The following is an 18,714-nucleotide window of genomic DNA, read 5'->3' on the forward strand; positions in this document are numbered from 1 at the left end:
CCAACAACTTACAGCTATGAAAAACTTAATAGTATCTGTCATCTTCCTGTTTGTGCTTGCAGCAAGTGGTTGCCAGCAGCAGGCAAGCGTGCAGGCCGTCATGGAGTCTGAATCGCAACGCAAGGAAGTATACGCCACCATTATGGATAACCCTGAGATGCGCCAGGAGATGATGCAGGCGATGCGCGCACATCCACAGGGCGGTATGATGATGGGAGGTGGCCAGATGGGCCGGGGACCTATGATGGGAGACACCACCATGATGATGAGCGACACCGCCAGGATGGGTGGCATGAGCCGGGAAAACATGCGCACGTTGATGCAGCAAATGATAGCTGCCTGTGCCGAAGACTCGGCCAACTGCAACCAGATGGCGCAAATGATGACGCAGCACCGCCAGATGATGCAGGGCATGATGCACCAAATGCGCCAAAAAGGAATGATGGGCGAGAGCTGCTACCAGCAGGTGATGAAGAATATGAGCCAAACCACCAAATAACATTCTCGTTACTCCTTTAAAAAGCGCCTCCGCTGCGACAATAAGCTTTGGGGCGCTTCTTTAACTAAAACTACTCTTTTAACATGACAGATGTAAGTACAGAGCATCCTGATAGGTTACCTGCTGTGGAGCTTATGGAACAGGGGCGTAAAATAGTATTCCATAAAGACTGCCTCGGAGATGTGAAAGTGAGCCGCAGCGCAAATAATGGTTCATGGGATGTGTTGACAGAGCAGGCAAGGTCGCCATACATAGACCATGAGGAATTTCCGGCAGGCACGCATTTACGGTATGAGGTGGAGATGGAACAGGATAACGAACGGAAGAAGTATGAACTGGAAGTGATGCTTTGAATGCAGCCAGTCCGCGTCAAAATACTACCACCAAGATACCTTAAGACCTAGGCTATAATGATTCGCTTGAAAAATACGGTGGCAGAGCGCACGATGAAAGACAAAGCTTTCGGCAAGATGATCCGGAACGTCAAAAAGGACATCCGAAGAAGAGAGGGATAGCAACCTCCCGATTGCTCCTCTGCCCTACCCGAGATTAGAAAATCAGTTAGCTTTCAGCGTTCCCTTTTTCACTTTTCGCACTGATGGCGACGAGACAAAGTATAAAACGAAACCGGAGATCACGGTAAACAGACCAAAAATGGAGAACACCTTCAGCAGCACATTGCCGAAGTTGTCGCGACCCGCATAGTCCATGGTGTGCAGCATCCAGAGGAAGTCAAACACGCGCCACTGGTTATGCCGGATGGCCTGAAAGGTGCCCAGTTCTGCAGAGACATATACTGTGCAGTTACCCGGCTGGCTGAAGGTAACGGCCCAGGCCGGCAGCGGCTTGCCCCGGTATTCGTGGTGGCCTCCTGCTTCGGTCAGGTACTCCACCCCTTCCACCTGCTGCGGAGTTGTCACATGCCCCTTGGCAACCAAGATGGCTTCTTCTTTGGTGAGGGGTTGCAGGAATTCCCCGCTTTCGGCATTCGCCAGCTGCACCTTCAGGCTGGCGGAAGTATGGCCGCTGCCGTGTCCACTTGCCTCCTGCCCCGCGTGGACTACAGCCCCGGAAAAATAACGCACTTGGTAAGCGGGCACTCCGGCTATCTCCACCAGCTGCACTGACTGCACCGAGTCCAGGCCACCGCTTGCTTTGAGCTTGTCCAGCACCACCTGCGGCGACACCAGGCTCAGACTGGCCGGAAAGTGCCCCCGCTCCGCCCGCAGGTGGTCTCCGTGCACCTTGTCCAAGTCGTTCCAGCTAAAGTATAGCCCACCGAGGGTCCACAAAAAGAATTGCACGCCCAGCAAAAGGCCCAGGAAGCGGTGCGATTTGCGGATATAGTAGTGGTTGCTTTTGAGCTTCATACATCTAAATATAAGCAAATACCACAAAGGATGGCATCTCTCCCCAAAAAGTATAAACCATACTTTCTCTACAGCCTTTCAGAAGCCGGCGCACATACATTAGCGGCGATTATGATGTATAGATATTTTTTATGTTGTAGCTTTACCATGCAAAACAAGCTTACCCTCAGGTTCGCTGTCAGCTATTGGCAAGCGGACGCAGCCGGGGCAAGTATAGAAACTCTACATCAACACATTACCTGCATATGAGCAACGCACAATACGAATTCGGAATGGTTGGCCTGGGTGTGATGGGCCGGAACCTGGCACTGAACATGGCCGATCACCAGGTTGCGGTGATCGGGCTGGACCTGGACCCCGTGAAAGCGGCCGCCCTCGAGACGGAGGCCGGCGAAGGCAAACCAGTAAGAGGGACGACCTCTGCCGAAGAGTTTGTGCAATCCATTCGCAGGCCGCGTGCGCTCATGCTGCTGGTACCTGCCGGCAGGCCGGTAGATGCTGCCATTGCCAGCCTGCTGCCCCTACTCGAGCCGGGCGACATCATCGTGGATGGGGGTAACTCCTACTTCCCCGACACCGACCGCCGCGTTACGGAGCTGGCTGAAAAAGGTATTCACTTCTTCGGCATGGGCATCTCGGGTGGAGAGAAAGGCGCCCGCTTTGGCCCCAGCATGATGCCGGGCGGCAACCGCGAGGCTTATGAACGGCTGCGCCCTACCTTTGAGGCCGTAGCGGCCAAAGTGAACGGTGAGCCATGTGTAAGCTACCTGGGCAACGGCTCGGCGGGCAACTACGTGAAGATGGTGCACAACGGCATCGAGTACGCCATCATGCAACTTATTGCCGAGACCTATGACCTGCTCAAGCGCGGCTTCGACTTCTCGGATGAGCAACTGCAGAGCATTTTTGAGCAGTGGAACCAGACGGAGCTGCAGTCTTTCCTGATTGAAATTACGGGTGAGATCCTGAAGCAGAAAGACGAGTTTACCGGCAAGCCGCTGGTTAGTATTATTTCCGACAGGGCTCGCTCCAAAGGCACCGGCAAATGGACTTCCCAGAACGCCATGGACCTGCAGGTGCCTGTGCCTTCCATCGATATGGCCGTGCTGATGCGCGATATGTCAAAGTATAAGGAAGAGCGCGTAGCGGCGGCTAAACTACTGCCAAATCCTACTTCTGGTGCTGCTACCACCGCATCGCAGGAAGAGCTGGTAGACCAGGTGCGTCATGCCTTCTACTTTGCCATGATGGTGACCTATGCCCAGGGGATGGCGCAGTTGCGCGTAGCCTCAGAGGCGTACAACTATGGCCTGCAGCTGCAGGAGGTGGCCAAAATCTGGCGCGGCGGCTGTATCATCCGTGCGGTTTGTCTGGAGGATTTCCGCCAGGCCTATGAGAAGGACGCCAACCTGCCCAACCTGCTGCTCGACCCAAAAATCGGCCAGGATTTGCTGGAGCGCCAGCAAGACACCAGAGCCATCCTTAAACTGGCCATCGACAAAGGTATTCCGATGCCTGCCTTCATGGCCTCACTCAGCTACTTTGATGCCTACCGTAGCGAAACACTGCCCACCAACCTCATTCAGGCGCAGCGCGATTATTTCGGAGCGCATACTTATGAGCGCATAGACCGCGAAGGCATTTTCCATACACAATGGGGCGAGTAAGCGCGGCACAAAAGAGTAAGAACACAGCTTAACGATCCATACTTTAAATTGCATAACAGCGGCCGGCCGAGAAAGAAGGCTGCCCTGCAAAAGAACAATTACGCATCACGTCAATGAAAGAAACCCAAAAAACGGCACCTACCATTGCGGTTATATTCGGTGGTACAGGAGATCTGGCAAAACGCAAACTCATCCCCGCCTTCTACAACCTGTTTCTGGATGGCTGGCTGCCCGAGCAGTTCGCCGTGATTGGACTGGGACGCTCTGAGTCTACCGACAGCGAGTACCAGCAGCACCTACACGACGGCCTGGGCCTGTTCTCGCGCAGCGGGAAACCCAATGACGCACAGTGGGAGTCTTTTCAGAAATCCATCTACTACCTCTCCGCCGAGATTAACGACCAAGCCTCTTACAAGCAGCTGGCCGATAAAATTGAAGGCATTGAGGCCTTGTGGGGCACCCGCGCCAACCGGCTGTTTTACCTGTCGGTGTCGCCCCGTTTCATTGAGCCGATTACGGTGAACCTAGGCTTGGTGGGCATTGCCAGCGACCCCGAGCACGACCGCATTGTGGTGGAGAAACCTTTCGGGCACGATCTGCAGTCGGCAAAGGAGCTGAACCAATTGCTAACCCGCACCTTCCAGGAGTCGCAGATCTACCGTATCGACCATTATTTGGGCAAGGAGACCGTGCAGAACATCCTGGCTTTCCGCTTTGCCAATGCCCTTTTTGAGCCGCTCTGGAACCGCAACTACATTGAGTACGTGCAGATAACCGTGGCCGAGGAAGTAGGCGTGGAAGACCGCGGGGGCTACTATGAAAGCGCCGGCGCCCTGCGCGACATGATCCAGAACCACCTGTTGCAGCTGCTCTGCATGGTGGCCATGGAGCCTCCCATCTCGTTCGAGGCCGAGGAAATCCGAAACCGCAAGGTAGACGTGCTGCATGCCATCCGCCGCCTGTCGCGCGAGGAGGTGGGCAAGTATGCCGTGCGTGGACAGTATGGCCCCGGTTGGCTGAAGGGCGAGCAGGTGCCGGGCTACCGCCAGGAGCCGGGCGTGGACCCGAACTCTAAGATTGAGACCTACGCCGCCATCAAGTTTTACCTCGATAACTGGCGCTGGCAGGGGGTGCCGTTCTACCTGCGCACGGGCAAGCGCCTGCAGGAGAAATCGACTTCCATTACAGTGCAGTTCCGATCTGTGCCGCACCTTACCTTCCCCTCGGCCATGTCAGAGAACATCCTGCCCAACCGTCTGATCATCAACATACAGCCGCAGATGGACATCCGACTGCGCTTTATCGCCAAAAAACCGGGCCTGGACATGGCCCTGACACCGGCCGAGATGGTGTTCGACTTCAACGCTTACTCGAACCACTCGCAGTCGCCGGAGGCGTACGAAACGCTGCTGCTGGACGCCATGCAGGGCGATGCCACGCTGTTCATGCGTTCGGATCAGGTAGAGGTGGCTTGGGACGTGATCACGCCTATTCTGGAAACGTGGGAGTCGCGCCCTTCGCTGGAGTTTCCGAACTACCGCGCCGGCATGTGGGGCCCGGAGAACGCAGAGGCCCTTATCGCCCGCCAGGGCCATACCTGGACCGTATCCGTAACAGAGTAAGAACTATTTTAGCAACGAATGATGGTTACCATATTTAAAGATACCAGTTACCTGAGCCAAAAGGCCGCTGATTTGTTTGTAGAGGCGGCCCAGGAGGCAGTGCAGAAAAACGGCCGCTTTGTGGTGGCGTTGACCGGTGGCTCCTCGCCGAAGCAGCTGTACCAGTTACTGGCGCAGGCTCCCTACAGAGACCAGGTGCCGTGGCAGCAGACCTATATTTTCTGGGGCGACGAGCGCTGGGTGCCTTTAACTGACGAGCGCAGCAATGGCAAAATGGCCAAGGAACTTCTCCTGGATAAGGTGCCGGTGCCGCAGGAGCAGGTCTTCCCGATGTGGGCCGATATGGAGCCGGAGGCCTACTCACAAAAGTATGAGCAGATCCTCCGAGACCTTTTTAAAGACCAGGAACCGGCGTTTGACCTTATCCTTTTAGGCATGGGCGATGACGGTCACACGGCCTCTTTGTTCCCGCACACCGAGGTGCTGCAGGAGCAGGAGAAATGGGTGGATGCTTATTACCTGAAGCCTCAATCCATGCACCGCATCACGCTCACAGCCCCGCTCATAAACCAAGCCAACCGCATCCTGTTCATGACCTTTGGCGAGAACAAAGCCAAGGCGCTGTACGAGGTGCTGGAAGGAGAACGTAACCCACAGGAGTACCCCTCGCAGCTTATCCAGCCCAAGCAAGGCGGAGAAATCTACTGGTACGTGGACGATAAAGCAGCTTCGAAGCTGGAAAAGTATAAATAAGAATTGGGATTGAAGGTGCTTAAAGTATAGAAGCTGATTTCTTGTTTAGGGTACCAGTTTATACTTTTCGCTCATTGTCATTTATAACAGCCTCTCTGCTTATGCGGGTAGGCTGTTGTTTTTATACTTTATACTTACATCAAGTAAAGTATGAGAGTATAATCAATTCGTTTTGCATTTGAACAGCCCTCGCTCGCCTCCGGCGAGTGTGCGCTTTCTCGCGGCCTCCGGCCGCTGCGGTCTATACTTAGGTTTCTAAGTTGCTATGAAGCTACCTCTTCTTAGCTCGCCCCACTCCTGCCCTCTCCTAAAAACAGGAGTATAAGCTTTTGCAACCCCGGGTCCAACCACCCCTGCCCCTCCTTATCCAAGGAGGGGAACCTGTGATTGATTTGGCTGAAGTATAGGCTTAGTAGCTGGTGTTTTTCAGTAGAAGTATAAACCCACCCCTAACCCCTCCGAGGAGGGGAATTATACTTACTCCTCTCTGTCATCTCGAGCAGCGCGAGAGTTCTAGCTGGAATTCTATCCAGATCTCTCATTTCATTCGAGATGACAGTAATAGCAGCAGTTATCGAACTTGTTCCCAGTTTTTCTGGGAGGCGCCTATGCGAGTTTTTCCGGTGCCCGTCAAGGGCATTGCGACGTAGGAGCAAAGGAAAAGCTCCCAGCGCCGAGCGGGAAAACGAGGCCTCCCGGCCTTGAGGGAGCCAAAGCCAGAGTTGAAACGAGGCGCTTGTGGGAACTAGAGGATAAGCGGCAGCTAGTAAGGATTGCTTGTATCCAGTGGAAGGAAGCAGCAGCTATGGAAGTATAACTCAAAGTATAAGAAGGCACAAGCAGACGCTTGCGTTAGCAAAGTATAAATCCCTATATTCAACCACCGTATTGAATCACCGTTTAACACCTTGAAACTAAAACCTATACCTATGAGCTTTATCCTTACCAACACCTTACACCTCGCCATTTCCTTACTGAGCGTCTGCGCTCCGCAGGCAGCGGCGCAGCCCGATAGTATACTGGTACAAATTGGGCAAAAAACACAGCTGCAGGAGCAACTGAAAGGCGCATGGCAGCTAGGCTCCGGCACCACGCAATTCGCCTCCCTGCCCAAAGGAGCAACGGCTATCGCCATGATGGAAGACGGCTATTTTACCGTGGCTTATTTTGATGAGGCAGGCAAGAAATTCATCGGCACTTACGGCGGCACTTACACGCTGCAGAATGGCAAACTTACCCAGAACCTGGAGTATAACACCCTCGACACGGCAGCGGTTGGCACTACCCATACATTAAGTTATACTTTGAAAAACGGGCAACTGCAGCTGAAAGGCAACAAAGTGCAGGAAACCTGGGCCAAGGCCGATAAAATTTCGAACTCCCCACTGGAAGGCACCTGGCGCATTACCGGCCGCGCTGAAGAGGGGGGCAAAGTCAACCCGATACATACCACCGGCACCAGGAAAACGCTGAAGATCCTGTCCGGCAACCGCTTCCAGTGGATTGCCTTCGATAGCGGCAATAAGTCTTTCTCTGGCACCGGCGGCGGCACCTATACCGCAGAGAACGGCACCTACACCGAGTACATCGAGTTCTTTTCCCGCGACTCCAGCCGGGTGGGCGCCAGCCTCAGCTTTAATTTTGAGGTGAAGGACGGCAAGTGGCACCACAGCGGCACCAGCAGCACCGGCAAGCCCATCAACGAAGTATGGGAGCGCATCTCTACCTTAAAGTAGCCCTGTTACATCACCCCTTAGGGCATCAGGAGGAGGTGAGAAAAAAATAAAATCACAGTTTTTTGGCGCCTGGTATAACTTTATAATTTTTTTATCCTACCTTGTAGAAAATAATGAACAAATACTGCTTACTTATTGTAGTAAGGGTATAATAATCAAATCATCATGAATCAAGGAACAGTAAAATTCTTTAACGCCGAGAAAGGATTCGGCTTTATTAAAGAGACAAATTCAGGTCAGGAGTACTTCGTACACGTTACAGGTTTGATCGACGAGATCAGAGAAAATGACGAAGTTACTTTCGAACTAAAAGAAGGAAGAAAAGGGCTGAACGCCGTTAATGTTAAGCGCGTTTAGTTTTAACATACAGATCATCCTGAAAAAGCCCTGCAGTAGTGCAGGGCTTTTTTTATGCCCCTTCCCTCCCGTGGTTTCAGCCGCACTTTGTGCTTGGTTTCAACATATATAGCACGATAAGCGTATTACCAACACAACCTTTCTCCTGCCTGCAGAGGCAGTCTTTAACTATGAAAAAAACAACCAATCAAGATGGCTGAAATCAATATAGAACGCAAAAAGAAACCGATGTGGCCCTGGCTGCTCTTACTCTTAGTAATTATAGCACTTATTGCCTGGGCGCTGTATGAAATGACCAATGAACCCGATGAGACGGAGTATGAGGAGGTACCTGCCACCGGCATGGTTTCTCCGCATACTGCCCCGCTAATGACAACTACAACTTACAACGTATAAAACTATGAACGACGAATTTAAGAACGAACGTCTGGTGCCGCTGAGCGCCATGAAAGATTATAAAATTGCCAAGGATAACCCTGATGTGCTGGGATGGCGCGTGATTGGGGCCGACGGCGAAAGCCTGGGCATGGTGCGGGATTTGATTGTTGACCCCCATGCCATGAAGGCCCGTTACCTCTCTGTGGTGGCCGACCGCCGATTCTTTAACACCGGCGACGACCAGCACCTGCTGGTGCCCATCGGGGTGGCCGCTCTCGACAAAAAAGGAAAGCGTGTCTTTGTATCGGCTGTAGATTCCAACACGGTGGGCAGCTACCCGGTTTATACCGGCGGACCCATCTCGGAAGACTACGAGTACCGCGTGCGCGACACCTTGGCCAGAGCACAGCGCGACACGATTGGCACCCAGCAGGAGCATCGTGCTGAGTTTGATGAGGCACTACGCGAGCAGCGAACACAGCCGTCTACTATTTCGGACGACTTCTACAACGACGCTTCTTTCGACGAGAACCGCTTCTATGCCTCAGACCAGGAAGTATACCGCGAGAAAATCTACTCTACCCGCGATTACGATAAAGAGGACCGCACAGTAACGGAAGACATCCACACCGATGAGAGAAGGCCAACATCAGTAGAGGATTCCATTGCGACCATTGAGCGCCTGGAGCACCTACGCGAGCGCGGCTCTATTACCGAAGAGGAGTTTATACTTCTGAAAAAGCGCGCCCTGAACCTGTAGCTATACGCAAAATCATTGGAGAAGCCACATTGCCTAAAGCTTTGTGGCTTCTTTTTTATACTTCCATTGCTGCTGCTTCCTTCAACTCGAACTAAGCTATCCTTACTAGCTGCCGTTCCTCCTCCAGACTAACATACCTAATGTTTCATTTCTGTCTTTGGTACCCTCCTAGGCCGGGAGGCCTCGTTTTCCCGCTCGGCGCTAGGAGCTTTTCCTGCCCTCGTACCTCGGGCTGCCTCGCTATCGCTCGTCACCGGAAAAACTCGCATAGGCGCCTCACAGAAAAACTGGGAATCAATTCGATAGCATCAGCTTTTACTATGCAACAAGTATAGACTGTCCCCTTGAGGACAAGCGAGAACGGGAGTTCGATGCTTGCGAGCATTGCTCAATAGGGGTGTTTATACTATGACTATGAAGCTTATACTTCAGCCCAAGTAATTACAAGCTCCCCTCCTTGGATAAGGAGGGGCCAGGGGTGGTTGGACCCGGTACTGCAAAGTAAAGTATAAACCAAGGCAACCAGAGGACGTGAGAAAGCACAGGCCCTTCATAACTTAATCTATACTTCACCCGCTATTCTTCACCCGCCTTACGCATAAAAATACCCGGCCTGATCGTCGCCCGGCTGTAGCTTCTGCTCTGCCTGCAACATATTCTCCAGCCCCTTAAAGAAAGCATCGGGATTAAAGGAGATACTGTCGATGCCGTGCTCTACCAGAAATGCGGCGTATTGCGGGTAATCGCTGGGGGCCTGGCCGCAGAGGCCGACCTTGGTGCCGGTTTGCTTCGCTTTCTGCAGCGTTATTACAATCAGTTGCTGCACAGCCGCATCAAACGGAGAAAAGATGTCGCTCAGCAGACCGGAATCACGGTCTGCACCGAGGGTGAGCTGCGTGAGATCGTTGGAGCCGATGGAGAAGCCGTCGAAAATCTCGGCAAATTCTTCTGCCAGTAACGCGTTGCTCGGTATCTCCACCATCACATAAATCTCCAGTCCATCACTGCCACGCTTCAGGCCATACTTTTCCATTAGCGCTATCACCTGCCGGCCCTCCTCCACGGTTCTGCAGAACGGAATCATGAGCTTCACATTCGTCAGCCCCATGTCGTGGCGAACCTTCCGCATGGCCCGGCATTCCAGTTCGAAACCCTCCTGGTACAGCGGATGGTAATAGCGCGAGGCGCCCCTGAGGCCAATCATCGGGTTAGATTCATCGGGCTCAAACTGTTTGCCTCCCAGCAGGTTGGCATATTCATTCGATTTAAAATCGCTCATCCGCACAATCACATCCTTCGGGTAGAAAGCGCCTGCAATCACGGCGGTCGCCTCGGCCAGTTTGTCTACAAAGTAATCTTCCTTGTTCGGGTAATGATGCGTGAGCTGTTCAATCTTTTCGCGCACCTGCTGGTCCTCCACCTTATCAAAGTGCTTCAGCGCCATGGGATGTATCTGGATGGAGTTGTTGATAATGAACTCCATGCGCATCAGGCCCACGCCATCGTTTGGCAGGAACGAGTACTTAAAGGCCTGCTCCGGATCGCCAAGTATAAGCATGGCTTTGGTGCGCGGCCTGCCAAGCTTGCTCATGTCGGTCTGCTTCTCCTCCCACGCCAGCCTGCCTTCATACACATAGCCCGTTTCGCCACCCGCCGTGGATACAGTCACCTCCTGCCCGTCCTGTATGGTTTGGGTGGCGTTGTTGGTGCCGAGCACAGCCACGGCGCCCACCTCCCGGGCCACAATGGCAGCATGGCTGGTGCGCCCGCCCTGCTCAGTCACGATGGCGCTGGCTTTCTTCAGGATTGGGTCCCAGTCGGGGTCAGTTTTGCGGGTGACCAGCACCTCGCCTTCCTGCAGTTTATTTATCTCATCTGGAGAATGCAGAATACGGGCAATACCCGACACAATCCGGTTGCTGAGCCCGATACCCGAGCAAAGCATCTTGCCCTTCTCCTTTAAAGTATACTCGGTGAACACGGCTTCCTTTTTGCGCTGACTCTGCACCGTTTCGGGCCTGGCCTGCACGATGAACAAGTCGTCTGACTCGCCGTCTTTGGCCCACTCGATGTCCATGGGCTGCTTGTAATGCTCCTCGATGCGCTTGCCCCATCTGGCCAGCTGCACCACCTCCGCATCCTGCAGCACATACTGCTCCTGTTTTTCAGGGGGCGTGTCCAGGTTGAGGATGGCGTCGGTGGGGTTTTGCAGCTCCCCCTCCTGCTGTTCGGCATACACCATGGTCCTGGCCTTACTGCCCAGCTTGCGCGAGATGATCGGTTGCTTAACCTTTTCCAGCATCGGCTTGAAAACCACAAACTCATCGGTGTTCACGGCGCCCTGCACCACGTTTTCGCCCAGGCCCCAGGAGCCGGAAATAACGATAGCGTTCTCGAAACCAGTGTCCGGATCCAGCGTGAACATAACTCCTGAGCAGGCCAAATCGGCGCGCACCATCACCTGCACCCCCACCGACAGAGCCACTTGCATGTGCTCAAACCCATTGTCTACCCTATACTTAATGGCGCGGTCGGTGAACAATGAGGCGTAGCTGTAGTGGCAGGCCTTCAGAAGGTTATTCAGGCCGCTGACGTTGAGGTAAGTCTCCAGCTGGCCTGCAAAACTGGCGGTGGGCAGGTCTTCGGCGGTGGCGCTGCTGCGCACGGCAAGCGAAATGGCGTCTCCATAGGATGAAGTCAGGTACGCATACCCGCGCTCCACTTCCTGCCGTATCTCCTCTGGGAATCCTGAACCAAGTATAAGCTCCCGGCACTTTCTGCCAATTTCAGCCAGGTTCGAGAATTTTTCCGTGTCCAGTTTTCCCAGCACTTCCTCCAGTTGCTCGCGCAGGTTGTTGTGGTCGAGGAAGTACCAGTAGGCCTCCGCTGTGGTGGCATAGCCGTCGGGTACCCGTATTCCTTCCGGATTCAGCTGGTTATACATTTCGCCGAGCGAGGCATTCTTTCCCCCCACCCTTTCCAGGTCCTGATAACTGATTTCGTTGAACAGCTTGATTAATGGCTCCATGGGCTTAGTTTTTGCGCAATTGCAGCATAACACACTGAAGTTCTTACACTTATTCTTCAACGTTTATACTTTTATCGAGTTTAATAGTGCATGCGCGAATCATGGAAAGCTGATGAAGATCATCTGACTGCCTGCCATCCTTGTATTGGTGCGCTTTGACCTTAGTTCATGGGGTGGATGTGCAGAGCTATATTTTGCACGGGAAGTATGACTGCAGTTGCGACTCTAACTGAAAGTATAAAGTATAAAAATGCCGTGCGTTCCTGTGTGACAAACATCACTGAAGCAGGTATTTTAAGGCGGTACCTTTGTACTAAAACCAACACGGAAAGTATAAGACAGAACGAAGTATAGAACTTAACCAACCATACCATGAAGATAAAGCAGTTTGAAGACAAAGGCCTGGCGCATTTCTCTTATGCCATTTTAAGCGAGCAGACCCGGGAGATAGTGCTGGTAGACCCGGCCCGCGATCCGCAGCCATACTATGACTATGCCGCAGCGCATGAGGCAAAAATTGTGGGCGTAATAGAAACGCACCCGCACGCCGATTTTGTAAGCTCGCACCTGGAGATACACCAGCAAACCGGCGCTACCATTTACACCCACAGCCTGGTAGGCGCCGATTATCCGCACCAGGCTTTTGATGAAGGCGCCGAGCTGCAGGTGGGCGAAGTAAAGTATAAATCGCTGCATACTCCCGGCCACTCGCCGGATGGCATCAGCATCGTAGTGGAGCATGAGGGAAAAGACGTGGCCGTGTTCACCGGAGATACGCTGTTTATCGGTGATGTAGGTCGCCCTGACCTGCGCGAGAATGCCGGAAACGTAACAGCGAAGCGCGAGGAACTGGCCCGCCAGATGTACCACAGCACCCGCGAAAAGCTGATGAAGCTGGCCGATGAGGTGGTTGTGTACCCTGCCCACGGCGCCGGCTCTTTGTGCGGAAAAGGACTGGGTGAGGCCAAGAGCAGCACCATCGGGGCAGAAAAAATGAGCAACTACGCCCTCCGGCAGATGAGCGAAGACGAGTTCGTAAAGGTGCTGACAGAAGACCAGCCGTTCATTCCGAAATATTTTGGCTACGATGTGGATATGAACAAGCAGGGCGCACCAGCCTACAGGGAAAGTATAGCAGGCGTCAATAAACTGGAGAAAAATCACAAGCCGGAGAAAGGAGCCCTGGTAGTAGATACGCGCAGCGAAAAAGTGTTTAAGCAGGGCCACTACAAAGGCGCCATCAACATCCAGAATGGAGGCAAGTTTGAAACCTGGCTCGGCAGCATTGTAGGGCCTGAGGAGAAATTCTACCTGATGGCTGACAGCGAGGAACAGCTGAACGAAGTGATCGCCAAGGCCGCGAAAATAGGCTATGAGCTGCTGATTAAGGGAGCTTTTGTAGCAGACAGCGTGCAGGAAGAGAAGTCGCCGCTGCTGAAGGTGCAAGAGTTCAGGAAGAACATGAAGAAGTATACCATCCTGGACATCCGTAACGAGTCGGAGGTAAAGGACGGAAAGATTTTCGAAGACGCCATCAACATTCCGTTGCCGCAGCTGCGCGAGCGTGTGGAGGAAGTACCCGCCGACAAGACGGTGGTGGTGCACTGCGCCGGTGGCTACCGCTCAGCGGCAGGCTTTAGTATCCTGAAGGCCGCTCTGCCCGATACCGAAGTGCTGGACCTGAGCGAAGCGGTGAATGATTTCAATGAAAAAAAGTAAGTATAAGTATGGTTTTAAAAGGCAGAGCGGGTACGGGTAGTGCCCGCTCTGTTGTTTTTATGCGTACCTTCGTTTACAGTTACGAGCCCATACTTACCCTACTATGGAAAAAACGGATAAAGACGTGGTGCTGCGGCAATTTCCGCACCTGGAGCAGGCCCTGCTGGACGAACTGCTGCAGCAAAGCAACCTGAAAAAGGTGGAAGCCGGCGATGAGGTAATGCGCACCGGACAGTACATCAAATATACTATCCTGCTGCTCAGCGGCCTGCTGAAAGTATACCGCGAAGACGACGAGGGCAATGAGTTTCTGATCTACTACCTGGAGCCTGGCAACGCCTGCGCCATGTCCATGATGTGCTCGGCCCGCAACGAGCAAAGCCAGATAAAAGCCAAAGCTGTCACCGATGCAGAGGTTATTCTTGTTCCTTCGCACTTGTCGGAGCTATGGCTGGGCAAGTATAAAACATGGCACAGCTTTGTGATTGCCTCGTACCGCCAGCGCTTCGAGGAGCTGCTCCAAACCCTGGACAGCATCGCCTTTAAGGCCCTGGATGAGCGCCTGCTGTTTTACCTGCGCCGCCACGTAAAAGTAAGCGGAAACGAGGTGCGCCTCTCCCATCAGCAGATAGCCGACGAACTTAACAGCTCCCGCGAAGTCATCTCCCGCCTGCTCAAAAAACTGGAGCAAACCGGCGCCCTTACCCTGCACCGCAACTACCTCGAAATCCACGACCTGGAGAGAGAGTTTGGGAGTTAGAGAGTTGAGGAGTTGAGGAGTTGGGGAGTTGTAGAGTTAGAAGGTTAGAAGGTTAAAAAGTTAGAAAGTTTGGTTAGTGTATATTCTGATAAAAGTATAGTTTATACTTTCGGCTTATCTTCACAGACTGATTATTCTTACCCTTAATCTGGTAACGCAAGCCTATGCAAAGCATCAAGTACATCTACCAAAGAAATTAACTCCTAAACTTTCTAACTCTCTAACTCCCAAACTCTCTAACTCTTTGTGACATCAGTCACTGAGGCGGGGCTAAAGGTGGGCTACCTTTGTAGCAGTAACTAACTGAACTAAAACGAATGGAAATACTTGGATACGTGGCGGCACTTCTGATCGGGCTCTCACTCGGGCTGATCGGCGGAGGCGGCTCCATCCTGACAGTACCGGTGCTGGTGTACCTTATCGGCCTGAGCCCGGTTATCTCCACGGCATACTCGTTGTTTATCGTGGGCTTAACCAGCCTGGTAGGCAGCTATAAATTCTACAAAAACGGCCTGGTGAGTCTGAAGACAGCCGTAGTTTTTGGCCTGCCCTCCATCGTGGCCGTGTACCTGACCAGGCGCTACATTGTGCCGGCCATCCCACAAAACATTTTCACGGTTGGCGACCTGATGGTGACAAAAGACCTGCTGCTGATGCTGCTATTCGCCGGGCTGATGGTGTTTGCCTCTATCAGCATGATCAGGAAAAAGAAATCGCCGGAGGCACCCGTGGATGAGAACATAGACACAGCGCCTGAAGTAAACAGACCGAACGGCTATCACCCCGCACCCAGGTTTAACTACACTGGCATTCTGGCCGAGGGCCTGATAGTGGGTACGCTCACGGGACTGGTGGGCGCAGGCGGCGGCTTTTTGATTATCCCGGCGCTGGTGCTCTTCAGCAAACTCGACATGAAAATGGCGGTGGGCACCTCCTTGCTTATTATAGCAGCTAAATCGCTCCTGGGCTTCGTGGGCGACATCTTCAACTACGAGATAGACTGGCTCTTCCTGGGTATTTTCTCCCTTATCTCGATATCGGGCATCTTTGTGGGCACCTTTCTGGCTGAAAGAATTCATGCTGAAAAACTGAAGACGGCCTTTGGCTGGTTTGTGCTTATCATGGGCCTATACATCATCGGGAAAGAGCTTCTCTTTTAAGGATGGCTCCGGGGATTTTATACATGTTCTAAGTTCACGGAAGGGATATATAGAACGGTTCAGGAACTGTAACGTGCTTTATGCATGGCCAGCGGTGCTGTATATACCGGCATACTTGTGCCAATTGTGCAGTATCCGTAATTTGTAATCGATTTATACTTTAAACTTAGCGCACTGTACACCTGATGAAGGGCTACCTGCTTCTGTTTCTGAGTACCACGCTCCTGCTTTTCTCCTTACCGAAGGGCAGCATGCTTAACGGTACCATCTCCACAGAGCAGGGCACCGTTAAGAAGAAGTGCGCGGCAGGCGTTTTGAAGCGGCCATGTACCCGGAAGTGCCTCAGGCACCAAACACACTCTGAAAAACGGGAGACGGGCACCGTGCTTACCGACTGCAGCCAAACCTATATTGCTGTACTGAACGTAGGCCAACAGCCGCTGCTGCTTCCCTTGTCAAGTGCATTTGTTAGCACGCTAAGTTCTATCAGAAAGCCGCTTTCGCCCTACCTCAAGATAGAGCCAGATCCGCCACAAATCGCTTGAGTTTCCCCCGGAAACAGGAAAGACTCCCTGGTATAAAGGTTGCCGTTTCGCGGGCTATACTTGCTGGGAAATCCTTCCTGCATCACCCGGGGATTATTCATACAGCCACACAGATTCGCACTTTGCGGCTGGAAAAACATAAGCATAGTGGTATATCTTTTCTACAGTTTAACATACTAGTTTTTTGGAGCCAATGCTACGCACAGCCTGCAGTAGCAGCGCTACAGGAGGAGTTGAGCTGAAAGTATAATTCATCAAAGAGAAATAATGAGCAAATCTAAATTTTCGATAAAACAAATCCCTAGCTGGGCCTGGATGCTGGGCGTTTTTGGGATTCTATACTTTACCGGGCTACACACCGAGGCCATTGGCCAGGTGCAGCGCCTGCTGCTGGCCACCGGCATCCGCAATGCCGAGGTGCCGGAGACCCTGCAAAATCCTGATGCCAACGCGGTAGTGGAAGCTGCCGTGGCCGCCAACCCCAACATGGCCGGCGCCGGTTTTAAAATGGTGGACCTGAACGGCAAGGTGACCAACTTCGAGAGCCTGAAGGGCAAGGTGGTGTTCCTCAACATCTGGGCCACCTGGTGCCCGCCCTGCGTGGCCGAAATGCCCAACATCCAGCGCCTCCACGATAAAATAGCCGGTGAAAATGTTGCCTTTGTAATGCTTTCGGTGGACGAGGGCGGCATGGAAAAGGTGAAGAAGTATATTGATAAGAAAGGGTATACTTTCCCGGTGTACATGCCGGCCAGTTCGTTCCCGCAGGAGTTTTACTCCAACGCCATTCCTACTACTTTCATTATCTCGCCGGAGGGCAAGATAGTGGCGAAACAGGAAGGCATGGCCGATTACGATACCAAAGAAGTGCGCGAGTTCCTGGTGGGGCTGGCAAAGAAATAAAACAGGCCGGCACGCTGCACTAAGGCTGCGTGCCGGTTTATACTTTTATCTATCCGACCGATGATGCTAAAGAAGCTACCCTTTGCCCTTGCCACAGCCGCACTGCTCAGCGCATGCAGCGCAGACCCCTCTGCCTCGGAGTTAATCGATGCAAACGGAGCCATAGTTCGGTCCGAAACCGGTGAGGCCGGCAAAGCCGTTACCATCAATAGCCAGGAGGCAAAAGCCTTGCTGGAGCAACACAAGGAGCTGGTGGTGCTGGATGTGCGCACTCACGGCGAGCATCAGGCCGGGCATGTGGCAGGCGCGATTCTGCTGGACTACTATTCCCCCGACTTCGAGCAGCGGCTAAAGGAGTTGGACCCATCTAAGCCTTACCTGGTTTATTGCACGGTAGGTGGCAGAAGCAGGGATGCGGCGCGCCTGATGCAGGAGCTGGGTTTTGAGCAGGTATACGATGCTGTAGAGGGCTTCCAGGCCCTACAACGCGCGGGCGTTCCAGTTGATTAGCATCACTTTTTTATCTAATGCTTTATGGAAAAGTACTGGCATATCCTCATTTCTTCTTTCACTGATTACGCAGGCTACCTGTGGCGGGAAATCCTGTACCCTGGCTGGGGCAACTACTTTTACTGGCTGGTGGGCCTTTCGCTGTTTTTCTGGCTGCTGGAGGTGCTCCTGCCCTGGCGCCGCCAACAGGCTCCCATCCGGCAGGACTTCTGGCTCGATGGCTTTTACATGTTCTTCAACTTTTTCCTCTTCTCGCTGGTGGGCTTCAATGCCATCTCCAACATTGGCGTGGAGGCTTTTAATGACCTGCTGGGGCTATTTGGTGTAGAGAACCTGGTGGCTTTTGAAGTACAAAGCTGGCCGGTGTGGGCGCAGCTGCTCACGCTGTTTGTGGTGCGCGATTTTATACAGTGGAACGTGCACCGCCTGCTGCACCGCTCCGAGTTTCTGTGGCGTTTCCACAAGCTGCACCACTCGGTACAGCAGATGGGCTTTGCCGCGCACCTGCGCTTCCATTGGGGCGAAACGGTGGTGTACCGCACGCTGGAGTATATTCCGTTGGCCATGATTGGCTTCGGGATTCAGGATTTTTTCCTGGTGCACATTTTCGCCACGGCCATCGGGCACTTTAACCATTCTAATCTGAAGCTGCCGCTGGGTCCGCTGCGTTATATTTTTAACAACCCGCAGATGCACATCTGGCACCATGCCAAGCACATGCCGCGCCGCTACGGGGCCAACTACGGCATCAGCCTGAGCCTGTGGGACTACCTTTTCGGCACCGCCTACCTGCCCGCCGACGGCCGCGACATAGAACTGGGCTTCGAGGACGTGGAGCAGTACCCGGCTTCGTTTATGGAGCAGCAGTGGCACCCGTTTAAAGAGAAGCAGGCGGCGCAGGCGCAGGAAGAAAATGCACGTACAATAGAGCGTGTGTGAGCCGGATG

18 protein-coding genes are annotated in these 18,714 nt (G+C 53.1%); 16 read left to right on the plus strand and 2 right to left on the minus strand.

The window, feature by feature from the left end:
• Positions 1-16: 16 nt before the first annotated feature.
• A complete protein-coding gene (locus tag BM040_RS17130) occupies positions 17-499 on the plus strand; it encodes a hypothetical protein (RefSeq protein ID WP_092104091.1) in 483 nt (160 codons plus the stop codon).
• Between the two features lie 83 nt (positions 500-582).
• Positions 583-852, plus strand: a complete 270-nt coding sequence (locus tag BM040_RS17135; RefSeq protein ID WP_092104093.1) for a hypothetical protein — start codon at positions 583-585, stop codon at positions 850-852.
• Between the two features lie 204 nt (positions 853-1,056).
• Here the strand turns inward: BM040_RS17135 and BM040_RS17140 are convergent, their stop codons facing one another.
• Positions 1,057-1,869: a PepSY domain-containing protein gene (locus BM040_RS17140; RefSeq protein WP_092104095.1), complete on the minus strand. Its 813-nt coding sequence runs from the start codon at positions 1,867-1,869 to the stop codon at positions 1,057-1,059.
• A gap of 245 nt (positions 1,870-2,114) precedes the next feature.
• Here BM040_RS17140 and gndA point away from each other — a divergent pair, with 245 nt between their 5' ends.
• The 7 genes from gndA (at position 2,115) to BM040_RS17180 (ending at position 9,142) form a co-directional block, all read left to right on the plus strand.
• Entirely contained in the window at positions 2,115-3,536 is a 1,422-nt protein-coding gene (gene gndA, locus BM040_RS17150; RefSeq protein WP_092104100.1) for an NADP-dependent phosphogluconate dehydrogenase, read from the plus strand.
• 113 nt (positions 3,537-3,649) lie between these two features.
• Complete coding sequence (gene zwf, locus BM040_RS17155; protein WP_092104102.1) at positions 3,650-5,158, plus strand: glucose-6-phosphate dehydrogenase; 1,509 nt, start codon at positions 3,650-3,652, stop codon at positions 5,156-5,158.
• An 18-nt stretch (positions 5,159-5,176) separates the two neighbouring features.
• Positions 5,177-5,911, plus strand: coding sequence for a 6-phosphogluconolactonase (gene pgl, locus BM040_RS17160; protein ID WP_092104104.1), 735 nt, complete (start codon positions 5,177-5,179; stop codon positions 5,909-5,911).
• Between the two features lie 929 nt (positions 5,912-6,840).
• Positions 6,841-7,647 (plus strand): hypothetical protein, encoded by an 807-nt coding sequence (locus tag BM040_RS17165; protein ID WP_092104107.1) that lies wholly within the window; start codon positions 6,841-6,843, stop codon positions 7,645-7,647.
• A 165-nt stretch (positions 7,648-7,812) separates the two neighbouring features.
• Positions 7,813-8,004, plus strand: coding sequence for a cold-shock protein (locus BM040_RS17170; RefSeq protein WP_092104110.1), 192 nt, complete (start codon positions 7,813-7,815; stop codon positions 8,002-8,004).
• 192 nt (positions 8,005-8,196) lie between these two features.
• Positions 8,197-8,400 carry a hypothetical protein gene (locus tag BM040_RS17175; protein WP_092104112.1) on the plus strand — a complete coding sequence of 68 codons (204 nt, stop codon included), beginning with the start codon at positions 8,197-8,199 and terminating at the stop codon, positions 8,398-8,400.
• A gap of 4 nt (positions 8,401-8,404) precedes the next feature.
• On the plus strand, positions 8,405-9,142 hold the full coding sequence (locus BM040_RS17180; RefSeq protein WP_092104114.1) for a PRC-barrel domain-containing protein: 738 nt from the start codon (positions 8,405-8,407) through the stop codon (positions 9,140-9,142).
• Positions 9,143-9,734: 592 nt separating this feature from the next.
• On the opposite strand, the gene ppsA is transcribed toward BM040_RS17180, so the two are convergent.
• Positions 9,735-12,170 carry a phosphoenolpyruvate synthase gene (gene ppsA, locus BM040_RS17185; protein ID WP_092104116.1) on the minus strand — a complete coding sequence of 812 codons (2,436 nt, stop codon included), beginning with the start codon at positions 12,168-12,170 and terminating at the stop codon, positions 9,735-9,737.
• Positions 12,171-12,542: 372 nt separating this feature from the next.
• On the opposite strand from ppsA, the gene BM040_RS17190 reads away from it, so the two are divergent.
• From BM040_RS17190 to BM040_RS17220, 7 genes are all read left to right on the plus strand, one after another.
• Positions 12,543-13,889, plus strand: coding sequence for an MBL fold metallo-hydrolase (locus BM040_RS17190; RefSeq protein ID WP_092104118.1), 1,347 nt, complete (start codon positions 12,543-12,545; stop codon positions 13,887-13,889).
• A gap of 103 nt (positions 13,890-13,992) precedes the next feature.
• Entirely contained in the window at positions 13,993-14,649 is a 657-nt protein-coding gene (locus BM040_RS17195) for a Crp/Fnr family transcriptional regulator (RefSeq protein WP_092104120.1), read from the plus strand.
• Between the two features lie 317 nt (positions 14,650-14,966).
• The gene (locus BM040_RS17200) at positions 14,967-15,809 is read left to right on the plus strand and encodes a sulfite exporter TauE/SafE family protein (protein ID WP_092104122.1); all 843 of its coding nucleotides are present in this window, start codon (positions 14,967-14,969) and stop codon (positions 15,807-15,809) included.
• A gap of 185 nt (positions 15,810-15,994) precedes the next feature.
• Positions 15,995-16,354: a hypothetical protein gene (locus tag BM040_RS17205; RefSeq protein ID WP_092104124.1), complete on the plus strand. Its 360-nt coding sequence runs from the start codon at positions 15,995-15,997 to the stop codon at positions 16,352-16,354.
• A gap of 267 nt (positions 16,355-16,621) precedes the next feature.
• Positions 16,622-17,257: a TlpA family protein disulfide reductase gene (locus BM040_RS17210; RefSeq protein WP_175491102.1), complete on the plus strand. Its 636-nt coding sequence runs from the start codon at positions 16,622-16,624 to the stop codon at positions 17,255-17,257.
• Between the two features lie 60 nt (positions 17,258-17,317).
• Positions 17,318-17,767: a rhodanese-like domain-containing protein gene (locus BM040_RS17215; RefSeq protein ID WP_092104126.1), complete on the plus strand. Its 450-nt coding sequence runs from the start codon at positions 17,318-17,320 to the stop codon at positions 17,765-17,767.
• Between the two features lie 24 nt (positions 17,768-17,791).
• Positions 17,792-18,706: a sterol desaturase family protein gene (locus tag BM040_RS17220; RefSeq protein ID WP_092104128.1), complete on the plus strand. Its 915-nt coding sequence runs from the start codon at positions 17,792-17,794 to the stop codon at positions 18,704-18,706.
• Positions 18,707-18,714 lie beyond the last annotated feature (8 nt).

Source organism: Pontibacter chinhatensis (assembly GCF_900113285.1).
GTDB lineage: Bacteria > Bacteroidota > Bacteroidia > Cytophagales > Hymenobacteraceae > Pontibacter > Pontibacter chinhatensis.

Coding starts and splice junctions, on each gene's coding strand:
- BM040_RS17220 (WP_092104128.1), top strand. CDS start 17,792: ATGGAAAAGTACTGGCATATCCTCATTTCTTCTTTCACTGATTACGCA.
- BM040_RS17170 (WP_092104110.1), top strand. CDS start 7,813: ATGAATCAAGGAACAGTAAAATTCTTTAACGCCGAGAAAGGATTCGGC.
- BM040_RS17140 (WP_092104095.1), bottom strand. CDS start 1,869: ATGAAGCTCAAAAGCAACCACTACTATATCCGCAAATCGCACCGCTTC.
- BM040_RS17175 (WP_092104112.1), top strand. CDS start 8,197: ATGGCTGAAATCAATATAGAACGCAAAAAGAAACCGATGTGGCCCTGG.
- gndA (WP_092104100.1), top strand. CDS start 2,115: ATGAGCAACGCACAATACGAATTCGGAATGGTTGGCCTGGGTGTGATG.
- BM040_RS17205 (WP_092104124.1), top strand. CDS start 15,995: ATGAAGGGCTACCTGCTTCTGTTTCTGAGTACCACGCTCCTGCTTTTC.
- BM040_RS17195 (WP_092104120.1), top strand. CDS start 13,993: ATGGAAAAAACGGATAAAGACGTGGTGCTGCGGCAATTTCCGCACCTG.
- BM040_RS17130 (WP_092104091.1), top strand. CDS start 17: ATGAAAAACTTAATAGTATCTGTCATCTTCCTGTTTGTGCTTGCAGCA.
- BM040_RS17215 (WP_092104126.1), top strand. CDS start 17,318: ATGATGCTAAAGAAGCTACCCTTTGCCCTTGCCACAGCCGCACTGCTC.
- BM040_RS17200 (WP_092104122.1), top strand. CDS start 14,967: ATGGAAATACTTGGATACGTGGCGGCACTTCTGATCGGGCTCTCACTC.
- BM040_RS17165 (WP_092104107.1), top strand. CDS start 6,841: ATGAGCTTTATCCTTACCAACACCTTACACCTCGCCATTTCCTTACTG.
- BM040_RS17190 (WP_092104118.1), top strand. CDS start 12,543: ATGAAGATAAAGCAGTTTGAAGACAAAGGCCTGGCGCATTTCTCTTAT.
- ppsA (WP_092104116.1), bottom strand. CDS start 12,170: ATGGAGCCATTAATCAAGCTGTTCAACGAAATCAGTTATCAGGACCTG.
- zwf (WP_092104102.1), top strand. CDS start 3,650: ATGAAAGAAACCCAAAAAACGGCACCTACCATTGCGGTTATATTCGGT.
- BM040_RS17210 (WP_175491102.1), top strand. CDS start 16,622: ATGAGCAAATCTAAATTTTCGATAAAACAAATCCCTAGCTGGGCCTGG.
- pgl (WP_092104104.1), top strand. CDS start 5,177: ATGATGGTTACCATATTTAAAGATACCAGTTACCTGAGCCAAAAGGCC.
- BM040_RS17180 (WP_092104114.1), top strand. CDS start 8,405: ATGAACGACGAATTTAAGAACGAACGTCTGGTGCCGCTGAGCGCCATG.
- BM040_RS17135 (WP_092104093.1), top strand. CDS start 583: ATGACAGATGTAAGTACAGAGCATCCTGATAGGTTACCTGCTGTGGAG.